We start from the raw sequence: 12,587 nt of genomic DNA on the forward strand, positions 1-12,587 counted from the left end.
CGCAACATAATGCTGCGCTTTGTTTATAGTTTTTAAAGTATCTTTATATTTTCCCTTTTTCTGCGCCTTTGCTCAACCAGTTTTTTACGGCTTCTGTTGTGATGGATTTTGGTCTTTCAAGCGGAAAGCCTAAAGCGCGACTCCAACACAAATTCGTCATTACGCCCAGTGCACGCGACACGCCGAACAGTACTGTATAAAATTCATATTCTTTCAATCCGTAGTGAACCAACAATGCGCCGCTATGTGCATCCACATTGGGATATGGATTTTTTATTTTCCCCGTTGCACCGAGAATTTCCGGAACTACTTCATATATTTTCCAAACAGTTTGCACCAATTTATCATCGGGCATATTTTCTTTTCCGAATTCCATTTGTGCTATAAAACGTGGGTCAGTTACGCGCAACACACCGTGCCCATAACCCGGCACAACCTTGCCTGCGGCGAGTGTATCTTTAGTGTATTGTGCAATCTGTTCTTTGGTCGGGTCATCGGTTTTCAGCTCTTTCAACATTTCAAAAATCCACTTAATCACTTCCTGATTTGCCAAGCCGTGCAAAGGACCGGCAAGTCCGTTCATGCCAGCAGCAAAACTCAAATACGGGTCGCTCAATGCTGAACCAACTAAATGCGTAGCGTGTGCAGAAACATTACCTGCTTCATGGTCGGCATGAATGGTCATGTATAAACGCATGAGCTTTAAAAATCCTTCATTTTCAAAACCAAGCATGTGTGCAAAATTTGCCGCCCAATCCAAACTTTTATCGTCACTCAAAGCCGCTCCGTTTCTGTATTTGCGATTATACACGTACGCTGCAATGTACGGGACACGCGCAATGAGATTAACAGCGTCTTCAAAAATAGGGTCCCAATAATCTTTTTTATTAATGCCGTCATGATACGCTTTTGCAAAAAGACTTTCCGTTTGCAAAGCCATAATGCCCGTTACGAACTGTGTCATCGGATGCGCGGAAACAGGCAGTGCATCTATGGTTTTATAAACATGAGTGGGAATTTCGGCGCGTTCCGCCAAGGTCTTAGAAATGATTTTTACATCTTCTTCCGTTGGTAATTCGCCAATGAGCATTAAATAAAAAAGTCCTTCGGGCAAAGGTTCTGTACCTCCTTCTGCCTTAGGTAGTTTTTCTCTTAATTCGGGAATGGTATAGCCGCGAAAACGTATTCCTTCTTTAGGGTCGAGCAAACTTATTTCACTTACAATGCTGGTAATTCCACGCATTCCCTGATATAGCTGCGCAACCGTAACGTCTTCCACAGGCGTAGAGCCACAATCCTTTATCAATGCTTTGATGTCCGCAGCATCGATATTTGCTTTCTCACGAAACTTCTTCTTTATCTCAATCATCGGGTGTGTATTTCAATTTCTTTTGTAATCACTAAAATTTTTTGCCGACAAACAAAACAATAAAAATGATTACGGGATATTTTCAAAAGAGTCCGGCGAAATGCACTTTCACTAAACTTTTGGCTGTGTGCCGTAAAGATACTTCATAACGAAGATTTGTTTTGAAAAATTATGCAAAACTTATTATTAAAAATTGAATGCAACTATTCTCTCAAAACAAAAACCCCGATGAAAATTTCATCGGGGTTTTACTTATTTGTACGTCAACAGATATTAATAATTGTTTCTGTAACCGCCACCGCTGTTACGGTCGCGATAACCGCCGCCGTTGCCATAGCTTTTCTTTTTGTAATCGCCACCGCCTGCGTTTTCTTGTTTTTGGTTCACAATGATTTTGCGACCGCCAACTTCAGTTTCGTGCAAGCCTGAAATTGCAGCGTTTGCAGCTTCATCATCTGCCATTTCTACAAAACCAAAACCTTTAGAACGGTTGTTGTTGAACTTGTCTGTTACAACTTTTGCAGAAATAACTTCTCCATAAGGAGCAAATAATTCGTGCAAGTCATCGCTGGTTAAGCTCCAGCTTAAGTTTCCTACGTAAATGTTCATTTTTAATTTTTTGAACTTGTTAATTAATAAAAACAGTAACCAAAGCCCAAAAACAATTACGTAAAAAACGTCCGTTAAAAGGATGGGAAAAACTGTCAATTCTGGAACAAAGATATATCTATTTATGATACTGCCAATTTTTTCAATATGAAAAAACAATGAAGTTTTTTAGTAACCCCTCGCGTCTTTTCCTTCTTTAAAATTGATATATGCTTTGTTCACTACGCGATTGCCACCCGGCGTTGGATAATCGCCCGTGAAATACCAGTCGCCTGTATTGGTCGGACAACTGTCATGCAAATCTTCAATGGTTTGATAAATTACCTGCACAGGAATATCAATATCTTCCGGAGTAATCAATTGCGCAATCTTTCCGGAAATTTCATCAGGTGTAAACGACGCATAAATTTGTTTTACCAGATTTTCCGAATGAAGCTCATTGTCCAGTTCCAGCTTTTTACAATTGTAATAAACTTCGTCCAGAACATGTTCCGTTCCGTGTTCTTTGTGCAAAGCAAGCGCTGCGCGGAAAGCAATAAAATCGCCCATCTTGCTCATGTCGATTCCGTAACAATCGGGATAACGGATTTGCGGGGCAGAGGAAACTACGATAATCTTTTTCGGTTCAAGGCGCGACAACATACGCACAATACTTTCTTTCAAAGTTGTTCCGCGCACGATGGAATCGTCAATCACTACAAGGGTGTCTTCGTGTTTGCGAACTGTTCCGTAAGTGATGTCGTACACGTGCTGCACCATTTCGTTTCTGCCGGAATCTGCCGTGATGAAAGTGCGCATCTTCACATCTTTAATCGCAATTTTTTCCTGACGGATTTTGCGATTAACCATTTCTTCTAATTTGTCGGGCGTGAAATCATTTCCCCAACTCAGGATTTTCTGAACTTTTACTTTGTTCAGATAATCTTCCATGCCTTTTACCAAACCAAAAAACGCAACTTCCGCCGTATTTGGAATATAAGAGAAAATGGTATTCTTTAAATCATAATTAATCTCGTTCAGAATGCGTTCGCTGAGATGATAACCCAATGCAATGCGCTCGCGGTAAATTTTTTCATCACTTCCCCGACTGAAATAAATGCGCTCGAAACTGCACGCACGTCTTTCTTTCGGTTCGAGAATTTGTTCTACTTTATATTCGCCCACTTCATCTACAATCAGCACATTTCCGGGCATTAATTCTTTAACCACATTTTCGCCTACGTTAAATGCCGTGCGGATAGAGGCGCGCTCGCTTGCCGCAACAATCACTTCATCGTCCACATAATAATATGCAGGACGAATGCCGTGTTCATCGCGCAACACAAAGCTATTGCCATTGCCGATTAATCCACCGATGGTATAACCTCCGTCAAACAACGAAGCCGCATCTTTCAAGACTTTTGCCACATCTGGATTTCCGGCATTTTCGTCAGATTCTTTGGAGAGAAAATGATGTACCACTTCCATCATCGCGGCAAGGTCGCTTTGACGCTGAAAATCGCCGGGCTGAATATGTACGGATGCAAATAATTCCTTAGTATTTACAAGATTAAAATTGCCTGCAAGTGCAAGATTTTTTTCTCTTGCAATATTTCTCTTAATAAACGGATGGCAAAATTCTACATTGTTTTTACCCTGTGTGCCGTAGCGCAAATGTCCAAGCAGCAACTCGCCTAACATAGGAACGTGTCCTTTCATTATGTCGGGCTGCGACTGAATTTCGGGCAAATACTTTTCGAGGTCATCTACCTGCTTTCCTATCTGCGAAAAAATATCTGCAATCGGCTGCGGTGCATTGCTGCGAAGGCGGTGCATAAATTCGTAACCATTGCTCACATTCAACTTTATAGATGCTACGCCCGCGCCGTCTTGTCCGCGGTTGTGCTGCTTTTCCATCAACAGGTACAGTTTGTTAAGACCGTACAAAGTTGTTCCGTATTTTTCCAGATAAAAAGAGAGAGGTTTTCTGAGGCGAATGAAGGCTAAGCCGCATTCGTGTTTTATTTCGTCGCTCATTGTAGATGTAATGAAAGCGCAAAGTTACGACAAGAAAATTTAGTAAAAACTTAATGTAGAATAATGTTGTGAATTTGTGAGAAAGTTTAGAAGTCAGAAAGTCAATTAGCCATTGCTTACGCAAAATTGACTAATGACTTCCTGACTATTTCCATGAGCCTTTCGCCAAACAACTTTGAGCTGCTGACCAAATGCACTTTCAATTCACGTTTTCAACTTTGCAGCATAAAAAATTAATCAAAATGAGCAAAGTAGTTTTAGTTACGGGCGCATCCGCAGGCATCGGAAAAGCGACCGCAAAATATCTCGCAGAAAACGGTTACACGGTTTACGGCGCAGCACGCAGGGTAGAAAAGATGAATGAACTTTTGTCTTTGGGCATCAAAGTAATCCCGCTCGATGTTACGCACGATGAATCGATGGTAAATGCCGTTGATGAAATTATCAAAGCCGAAGGAAAAATTGATATACTCATCAACAACGCAGGCTTCGGCTCTTACGGCGCGGTGGAAGACGTGCCGATGAGCGATGCGAAATATCAGCTCGAAGTAAATGTTTTTGGCGCAGCGCGATTGATGCAATTGGTGTTACCGCACATGCGGAAAAACGGTTACGGAAAAATCGTGAACATTTCTTCCATCGGCGGGAAAATTGCGTTCCCGCTCGGCGGTTGGTATCATGCAAGTAAGTTTGCATTGGAAGGCTTGAGCGATAGTTTGAGAAACGAAGTGAAACAATTCGGCATTGATGTAATAGTGATTGAACCGGGCGGAATAAAATCCGAATGGGGCAATATTGCGTTCGACAGTATGGTAAAAATTTCCGGCAATACAGCATATAAAAATATGGTAAGCAAAATGCAGAAAGCTACCCTCAAAACACTGGACAAAAACCCCGAGCCGATACTCATTGCGAAGCTGATTAAAAAAGCTATTGAAGTCAAAAATCCGAAAACAAGATATGCCGACGGTTATATGGCAAAACCATTGTTGATTGCACGAAAAATCGTGTCCGATAAGATGTTGGACAAAATGGTTATGAGTCAAATGAAATAAACTTATGAATCATTTTGTAGAAAATATATTGAAGCATTACATCCGCGAATCGCAGCAAGGTTACGGCTCTACCATATTCGGTGTGATTTTATTGATTGCGGCAATCTTGCTGTTTAAATTTGCCGCACCATTATCGCTGTTGAAAGGGTTGGCAATTCCGTCTTTTCTTATCGGATTAATCATGGGGTTGGGCGGCGTTACAGACGGACATTTTGCAAGAAAATCCATTACCGAACAAATCAGTCTGTATGAAAACAACAGAGAAGCATTTTTCAATCAGGAAGTGCCGAAAGTTGAGAAAATACACAAATCTTGGAAAGACATCAGAATCATTTGGAGTGTAATTACCTTAACGGGGATTACATTGCTTTTTGCCGCTAAAAAAGATTATTTAAAAGGCGTTGCTTTAGGTACAATCATATTAAGTTTGGCAGGACATACCGAAGAAGCGATTTCCAAAAACTTTAATGAAAAGTATTATAAAGAAGTGCTTGAGGAAGCTGTAAAAAATGATAGCGTTTCGCTGAATAATGGGACCCATTCGTCCAACAATTCATCTTTTGATACGACAAATAATCAATTGCATTCGGAACAAAATGATAAGCCGAAAAAGCATCATCAACATAAAAAGGAAATGCCGAAAACATTTTTGAATAATAAGTTTTACAATCAATAATCTTTGGCAATTTTGTAATGATATTCCCCGCAGATTTGCGCGGATTATTTTCGCGGAATACGCAGATTTCTTTCAGCGAAAATCAGCGTATTTATCTGCGGAAAAACTTCCTAAAAATGGACAACAATTATTTTCATTATAACCTTTTATATTCCTGCGAATATCAACAAAAACGCGGGCATGAGCAGTTTGTGGAAGAACACGCTTTGGGTTATTTGATTTCGGGCGAATCAAAATTTTTTACCAATGAAGGAACTTTTGTTGCGAAAGAAGGAACGATTGGTTTGCTGCGCAAAAATCAGTTGGTGAAGTCTTTGAAATTGCCGTCCGAAAGCGGACAACCATTTAAGTCTATCAACATTTTTCTCGACCAGGAAACTTTGAGAAAATATGCATCGGCAAACAACATTGGCAAAGTTGAACCGTACGCAGGCGCAACAATGATTGATTTGTCAAACAATATTTTTCTGAAAGGATATTTTGAATCGTTGATTCCTTATGTGGAAAATCCGCAAAAACTCACGCAAAAAATTGCCGAACTGAAAACCAATGAAGCCATTGAATTGTTGTTGCAAACAAATCCTTCATTAAAAAGTTTTCTATTCGATTTTCAGGAGCCGCACAAGATAGATTTAGAAGCGTACATGAACCGCAATTATCATTACAACGTTCCATTGAAAAATTTTGCAAAGCTTACTGGACGCAGTCTCGCCACGTTCAAGCGCGATTTTCAAAAAATATTTTCCCTTTCGCCCGAAAAATGGTTACAGCAAAAACGCCTGCAACTGGCGCATTATCTTATTGCTGAAAAACACCAGAAACCTTCGGAAGTTTACTTGGAAGTAGGCTTTGAAAATCTGTCTCATTTTTCCGATTCGTTTAAAAAAATGTTTGGGTATAATGCGAGTAGTTTGAACATTGGAAAGTAACCAATTTCGTAAACTAAAATATCAGCATATTCTCTCTTTCGGCTCAAGAAATATTATAACCACATAGCTACATAACACCTGAATATCAAACTTCAATGCTATGTAACTACGTGGTTTTCTCTATATCTAAACCAATTTTTTAGAAGGCGTAAGTAAACGTTACTCCTATATTTCTCGGATCTGTCGGGTTCAAAAATGCTTGCGGATAATAAGCAGTATACCCTCTTGAATTTCCGATATTATTCAACACCGCGCGAATTGTATATTGCTTGAAAGAATAAGCAATCTGCCCGTTGATGGTTGTATAAGCCGCCAAATCGAAAGGTCTTATGCCGGGCGTAATTTTCTGCACTTCGCCGCCGCCGGTAGTTACGTTTACTCTTGTTGATTTGCTGTAATCGTCCACCGGACGTTGTCCCACATAATAAACGCCACCGCCGAAAGACAAGCCTTTGAGTGAGCCTTTTCTTACAACATAATTCAGCCAGCCGTTTGCCAAATTTTTTGCAGTTCCCATTGGTTCGGCACCGTCAACAAAAGATTTCACACCGTCGTACTTCGCATTCAAATGTGTGTAACCAAGCAACACCTCAAAATTCGGAAATACATGTCCCGTAACTTCCGTTTCAATGCCATTGCGTTTCAGGCTTCCGCTTTGGTTGTAATACACATTACCGGTTTCAGTGTTGGTCAATTGATAAGTATAATCATTATTATCCATGATGAAATAAGTGAAATTAAAACGCAGCCTATCCCCGAAATAGCTCGATTTCAGACCGAATTCCCATTGGTGTGTAATTGTATTTCCCAGTTTTTTACCGTTTTCATCCACGTATTCCGCAGTCGAAATATCGGAAATGGTTGTATAAGAACCGAAAAAATGTAACTGCGAAACAGGTGTGATAAACACACCGAAAATCGGGTCTGTTCCGTTGCCGGAAGAATAAGTATTGATTTTGTTATCAACACTCGAAACATAGCTGTAACGCACGCCTGCCAAGGCGGAAAGGTATTTATTGAACGTAATCATATCCTGACCGAACAAGCCGTATTCGTTATAATTTCTGTTATAATATCTTCCTTTATTTTCTGTGTAAGTAAGATTCTGATTAGACAGAATATTGGAATAATTGGAAAACACATCAATGGTATCAATAGGATTGGAATTAAATGCCTGCGAAAACCAATCTCTGTTGCGGTAATCAAACCCGATTTGGAACGTATGCGTAATGGAACCTGTATGCAAATCGTGTCCCACCAGCGCAATGTTATATGTAGCGCTTTTATCGTTTTCCGTTACGTGGTTCATGTAACGGTAACGCACATTTCTATCGCCTGTGGCTTTAAACGCAGCGGAATCAAGGTTTGCAATCGCAGAATTAAAATCCTGCTTGAAAGCAGAGCCATAATAATTGATTTTAAAATCCAGCTTATCGGTCAGTTTTCGTACAAGGCGGATGCCCCAGAATTTTGCATCTGTTGTATTGTGATCTGTCGTAAATCCTAAAAATTTATTATTCGGAATATTCCACAATCCGTTCACGCTGTCTGCGCCCAGATTGACGGTTCCTCTGTCGGGTGTTTTATTATCGTGCTGATAATGCAGCTCTGCAATAATGGTTGTTTTATCATCGGGCTTCCAGGTCAAAGACGGATTAATTACAAATCTGTCGTTCTTTGTATAAGCCCTGTAGCCGTTTCCTTTTTGCGCGGCGCCGTCAATGCGATACGCAAGTTTGTCGTTGATTATATGTTGAAAATCGTAAAAGCCCCTCACGTTGTCCCAGCTTCCGTAACGGATGCCGACAGTTCCCGCGTTTACAAAATCCGGCGTTTTAGTTACGGCATTGATAATTCCGCCAACCGCACCAATAGACGCCGACACGCCTTGCGCAATCGCTGACGAACCTTTTAAAACCTGAACATTATCCACGGTTTCCATATCGGGCATTACGCCGTGCCCGCGAAAATCGTTATTCATTTGTATTCCGTTGACCAAAGTCGTAACGCCGCGTATGCCGCGAATGGTGTAAGCGTTTCCCATACCTCCGAACGACGAAAAAGAAATTACGCCCGTAACATTGTGCAGTGCATCTCCGATGTCCTGATTATCCTGCTCCTGAATCAATCTGTTGGAAATAACCGAAACACTTTGTATTTGCTGATTTGCCTGCAACGGCAAACCCGTTAAAGCATCAAGTTTATCGGGCTGCACACGCGGATGGCCGAAGACTTCGACAGACGACAATGCCTTATCATAAGCCTGTAACCTAATTACAAGTTCTTTTGGCAAAGGAATCGCAAAATGCAATTCCTCCGTACGATAACCTACACTTGATATTTTTAAAATAACAGAATCCGAATTATCGGGAACATTTAAATAAAAGTTGCCGCCATTGTCCGATACAGTCGATTTTGACAAACCTTTCGTCATTACGGAAACCGATGCCACAGGCTCGCCCGATTCATTAATAATTTTGCCTTTCACTCGGATCGTCTGCGCCTGCACATTTCGTACAGACATAAACAAAAGGCACACCAATACACTTACATGAGCAAACTTCATGAACTACTTTTTACGGTTAAAAAATATAATTGCGCAAGAATTTTCTTTATAGCCGGCTAAGAAAGATTTTATAGTTTTTACTTGGCTGCGCAAATGTAGCTGCGGCGCAAAATGTTAAGAAAAGCGACACGTTTGTTATTTGTCATAAAATTGTCAATACATCAGATGTTTGGTGTAATTATTTAGCTTTGCCCCCGTTTTATCCGCTATTGTAAATAGTATTCTAAAAGAAAAATACATCAGATGAATTGAAGAGATTTAAATATGAAAAACGATATTTCCAAAACGCTGACCGCGCATATTATACAAAAATTACAAGACGATCTTTCTTTCGGATTATACAAACCCGGCGAAAAAATTCCGCCAGAACCGGAATTGATGAAAATATACAATGCAGGACGTTCGACTATAAGAGAAGCCGTGAAAACACTTGAAAACATTGGCATACTTACCGTAAAAAGGGGGTCGGGTACTTTTGTAAATACGCAGATAGAACGAAGTGTAACCGACGAACTGAAAATGAAACGTTATTTGTTGAAAGAAGTAAACGACGTGCGCTACCTGTTGGAAAAAGAAATTCTCATTCAGGCACTTCGTTACAGAACCAATGAAGACATTAAAAATATTTCGGAAGCGCTGGACGACCGCAGGGAAGCCACCATGCGCGGACGCTTTGAATTGAGCCTCGATGCCGATATTCGTTTTCACGTAGCAATTGCACAAGCTACGCATAACAGCACTTTGAGCGAAGTATATAAACATTTTACCGTGCAATTGCGCGAATATTTCAGAAGTCGCGACAGAGGCAATACTTCTCACTTTGCAATGGTTCACGGCTTGCATTCCGTATTATTGCAAAACATCATCCGCCGCAGCGAGGAAGAAGGATTAAACACGCTCAACAAACTTTTGCACAATAATTACTGGCGTTTGGGAATGCCGAAAGAATAATTCTTTACACACATAAAAATATCGGGCTGCCAATATTGACAGCCCGATGTTTTTATTATTTATACTTTATCATTATTGCTTCGCAATTTTATACAATTTTCCCGCATCTGTAATAGCATATAATGCACCGTTTTTAGCTGTGCGCAGCGCACGGAAACGTTCGCCTTTATCTCCAAACAGCCACTCTTCGCCCACAACTTTATTGTCTTTAATTACGAGACGGTCTATATGCGAACCGCTTAAACAACCTAAGAACAAATTGCCTTTCCACTCAGGAATGGTGTCGCTGTTGTAAAACTCAATGCCGGATGGAGATACACTCGGGCTCCAATAATAAATCGGCTGTTCCATGCCTGCTTTCTGCTGAATGCTGTCGCCCACAGGCACACCGCGATATTCAATTCCGTAAGTAATAACGGGCCAGCCATAATTTTTTCCTGCGTGAATAATGTTCACTTCATCGCCGCCCTTTGGTCCAAATTCCGCTTCCCACAGTTCGCCGGTTTGCGGATTCATAACCAAGCCTTCCGGACTACGCAAACCACTTGCATATATTTCCGGTTTTACGTTGGTGGAATCGGGGAAACTTGCATCATGTACAGGTTTACCATCGGTCGTGATATGAATAATTTTTCCCAAAGAAGAGCTTAGCCATTGCGCCTGTACACGCACTGAGTCGTCGGAACGCTCGCCGGTACTTACGAATAAATTTCCGTCTTTGTCAAACACTATGCGCGAGCCGTATTGCAAGTACCGACCAAGCCCTTTGTATGCCGGCGTTGCACGATAAATAACTTTGACATTTTCAATCTTTGTTTCATCTTTTGAAAGCGTAGCTTTCGCAACTGCCAGCACAGCAGAGCTATCCGGTTGCAGCTCGGAATAGTCGAAGTAAATAGTTCTGTTTGTTGCAAAATTCGGGTCGGCATTAATATCAAGCAAACCGCCTTGTCCGTTTGGAATTACTTTTGGAAATCCGGTAATTTTCTTAACCGACTTTCCGTCCAACGATTCAATTCGTGCCGTGCCGAATTTTTCCGTTATCAATAATCTTCCATCGGGCAAATTGCAAATTCCCCATGGGTGTCTGAGCGTTGTATCTATAACAGTTATTGAAATCGGTGTTTGCGTTTTCACTTCCGGCGCGCGGGTTTGTCCCGGAAACGCTGGCTTGTAATCTGCTACAGGCGGCTTGGTTTCGGGAGAATTTGCAGGAAGACTATCTACTGTATTATTGCTTTGCGAAGTGCTATTGCCGCCGCAACCGGCAAACACATAAAGTACCGTTGCTACTGTGAGCAGCTTAAGACGAGACGACATAATTTGAATAGTTTTTGTATGAAAGAAAAATGAACGAATAAATTTACTTCTTTATACAAAATTTTACGTTAGGGAAATATTAAAAAAAGCCCGAACGTAATTAACGCATCGGGCTTCTAAAAAAATTGTCGAATACAATCAATTCAAACTTGGGTCGTGAAAAGTATCTCCCTGCGAAAAATCTCCGGTCGTATATCCTTTCTTAAACCAATACATTCGCTGCGCGGAAGTCCCGTGTGTAAAGGTTTCCGGCACGGCATAACCTTGCGCCTGCTTCTCCAGATTGTCGTCGCCTACGGCATTCGCAGCCGAAAGCGCGCTGTTAATATCCGCATCATCAAGGGAAATTATTTTTTCCTGTTCGGCATAATGCGCCCAAAGCCCCGCATAAAAATCGGCTTGCAGTTCCAGTTTCACAGAAAGTTTGTTATAAGCAGCTTCGCTCAGGCGTGAACGTGCCGCATCCAATTGGTCAGTAATCCCAAGCAAATGCTGGATGTGATGTCCCATTTCGTGCGCTACCACGTAGGCTTTTGCCAAATCGCCGGGCGCTTGAAACTCCTGCGAAAGTTGTTTGAAGAAAGCCAAATCGAGATAAACTTTACTGTCGGCAGGACAATAAAACGGTCCCGAAACAGAAGATGCGCTGCCACAGCCTGTGGTGGTATGATTGTAGAACAAATATAATTTGGGCTTTGTATATACTTTATGAAACTGGGTAGAAAAAATATTTTGCCAAATATCATTCGTGCTATTGAAAACATGCAGTGTAAATGTCGAATCATTATCCGCATGAACATTGGTAATAGTTCCTATGTGTCCCGTGCCCTGCTGTGCTTGTGAGTTATCGGGTAGCACGTTGTTCACAAAGCCAAGCATCTGCAAAGGATTTTTGCCAAGCAACAAAGAAATAATGATAACTACGATTGCTCCACCGCCACCAATTTTGCCGAACATTCTTCCGGTGCCATTACCGCCGCCGCTTCCGCCGCTTTCTTCTACTTCTACATTATCGGTGTTGTCATCAGTTTTTAGCCATTTCATACGGATAGGTTTTAATTGGATGCAAATTAAATTTTTCTGCGAACAAACAAAA

Annotated in this window: 10 protein-coding genes; 4 read left to right on the top strand and 6 right to left on the bottom strand. The window is 41.2% G+C overall.

What is annotated here, in order from left to right; genetic code table 11:
* Positions 1-43 precede the first annotated feature (43 nt).
* The 3 genes from A9P82_RS09155 to A9P82_RS09165 form a co-directional block, all read right to left on the bottom strand.
* Positions 44-1,369: a citrate (Si)-synthase, eukaryotic gene (locus A9P82_RS09155; RefSeq protein WP_066207056.1), complete on the bottom strand. Its 1,326-nt coding sequence runs from the start codon at positions 1,367-1,369 to the stop codon at positions 44-46.
* Between the two features lie 273 nt (positions 1,370-1,642).
* The gene (locus tag A9P82_RS09160; RefSeq protein WP_066209766.1) at positions 1,643-1,978 is read right to left on the bottom strand and encodes an RNA recognition motif domain-containing protein; all 336 of its coding nucleotides are present in this window, start codon (positions 1,976-1,978) and stop codon (positions 1,643-1,645) included.
* Between the two features lie 168 nt (positions 1,979-2,146).
* Entirely contained in the window at positions 2,147-3,994 is a 1,848-nt protein-coding gene (locus A9P82_RS09165) for an amidophosphoribosyltransferase (RefSeq protein ID WP_066207059.1), read from the bottom strand.
* A gap of 242 nt (positions 3,995-4,236) precedes the next feature.
* Between A9P82_RS09165 and A9P82_RS09170 the strand changes: the two genes are divergently transcribed.
* The 3 genes from A9P82_RS09170 to A9P82_RS09180 all read left to right on the top strand — a co-directional run bounded on the left by A9P82_RS09170 (position 4,237) and on the right by A9P82_RS09180 (position 6,654).
* Positions 4,237-5,049, top strand: a complete 813-nt coding sequence (locus tag A9P82_RS09170; protein ID WP_066209768.1) for an oxidoreductase — start codon at positions 4,237-4,239, stop codon at positions 5,047-5,049.
* 4 nt (positions 5,050-5,053) lie between these two features.
* Positions 5,054-5,725: a hypothetical protein gene (locus A9P82_RS09175; RefSeq protein ID WP_066207061.1), complete on the top strand. Its 672-nt coding sequence runs from the start codon at positions 5,054-5,056 to the stop codon at positions 5,723-5,725.
* A 116-nt stretch (positions 5,726-5,841) separates the two neighbouring features.
* The gene (locus A9P82_RS09180) at positions 5,842-6,654 is read left to right on the top strand and encodes a helix-turn-helix domain-containing protein (RefSeq protein ID WP_066209771.1); all 813 of its coding nucleotides are present in this window, start codon (positions 5,842-5,844) and stop codon (positions 6,652-6,654) included.
* A gap of 139 nt (positions 6,655-6,793) precedes the next feature.
* Here A9P82_RS09180 and A9P82_RS09185 read toward each other — a convergent pair whose 3' ends face one another.
* Positions 6,794-9,220, bottom strand: a complete 2,427-nt coding sequence (locus A9P82_RS09185) for a TonB-dependent receptor (RefSeq protein WP_066207064.1) — start codon at positions 9,218-9,220, stop codon at positions 6,794-6,796.
* Positions 9,221-9,484: 264 nt separating this feature from the next.
* On the opposite strand from A9P82_RS09185, the gene A9P82_RS09190 reads away from it, so the two are divergent.
* A complete protein-coding gene (locus A9P82_RS09190) occupies positions 9,485-10,171 on the top strand; it encodes a FadR/GntR family transcriptional regulator (RefSeq protein ID WP_066207068.1) in 687 nt (228 codons plus the stop codon).
* A gap of 72 nt (positions 10,172-10,243) precedes the next feature.
* Here A9P82_RS09190 and A9P82_RS09195 read toward each other — a convergent pair whose 3' ends face one another.
* The gene (locus tag A9P82_RS09195) at positions 10,244-11,491 is read right to left on the bottom strand and encodes a PQQ-dependent sugar dehydrogenase (RefSeq protein WP_066207070.1); all 1,248 of its coding nucleotides are present in this window, start codon (positions 11,489-11,491) and stop codon (positions 10,244-10,246) included.
* A gap of 138 nt (positions 11,492-11,629) precedes the next feature.
* On the bottom strand, positions 11,630-12,535 hold the full coding sequence (gene ypfJ / locus A9P82_RS09200) for a KPN_02809 family neutral zinc metallopeptidase (protein ID WP_066207073.1): 906 nt from the start codon (positions 12,533-12,535) through the stop codon (positions 11,630-11,632).
* Positions 12,536-12,587: the final 52 nt, after the last annotated feature.

Origin of the sequence: Arachidicoccus sp. BS20 (genome assembly GCF_001659705.1) — a bacterium.
In the GTDB taxonomy this organism is placed as follows: Bacteria; Bacteroidota; Bacteroidia; order Chitinophagales; family Chitinophagaceae; genus Arachidicoccus.

Excerpts from the sequence above, each read along its gene's own strand:
- A9P82_RS09165 (WP_066207059.1), bottom strand. The coding sequence starts at position 3,994 with ATGAGCGACGAAATAAAACACGAATGCGGCTTAGCCTTCATTCGCCTC.
- A9P82_RS09190 (WP_066207068.1), top strand. The coding sequence starts at position 9,485 with ATGAAAAACGATATTTCCAAAACGCTGACCGCGCATATTATACAAAAA.
- A9P82_RS09195 (WP_066207070.1), bottom strand. The coding sequence starts at position 11,491 with ATGTCGTCTCGTCTTAAGCTGCTCACAGTAGCAACGGTACTTTATGTG.
- A9P82_RS09175 (WP_066207061.1), top strand. The coding sequence starts at position 5,054 with ATGAATCATTTTGTAGAAAATATATTGAAGCATTACATCCGCGAATCG.
- A9P82_RS09155 (WP_066207056.1), bottom strand. The coding sequence starts at position 1,369 with ATGATTGAGATAAAGAAGAAGTTTCGTGAGAAAGCAAATATCGATGCT.
- A9P82_RS09170 (WP_066209768.1), top strand. The coding sequence starts at position 4,237 with ATGAGCAAAGTAGTTTTAGTTACGGGCGCATCCGCAGGCATCGGAAAA.
- A9P82_RS09180 (WP_066209771.1), top strand. The coding sequence starts at position 5,842 with ATGGACAACAATTATTTTCATTATAACCTTTTATATTCCTGCGAATAT.
- ypfJ (WP_066207073.1), bottom strand. The coding sequence starts at position 12,535 with ATGAAATGGCTAAAAACTGATGACAACACCGATAATGTAGAAGTAGAA.
- A9P82_RS09160 (WP_066209766.1), bottom strand. The coding sequence starts at position 1,978 with ATGAACATTTACGTAGGAAACTTAAGCTGGAGCTTAACCAGCGATGAC.
- A9P82_RS09185 (WP_066207064.1), bottom strand. The coding sequence starts at position 9,220 with ATGAAGTTTGCTCATGTAAGTGTATTGGTGTGCCTTTTGTTTATGTCT.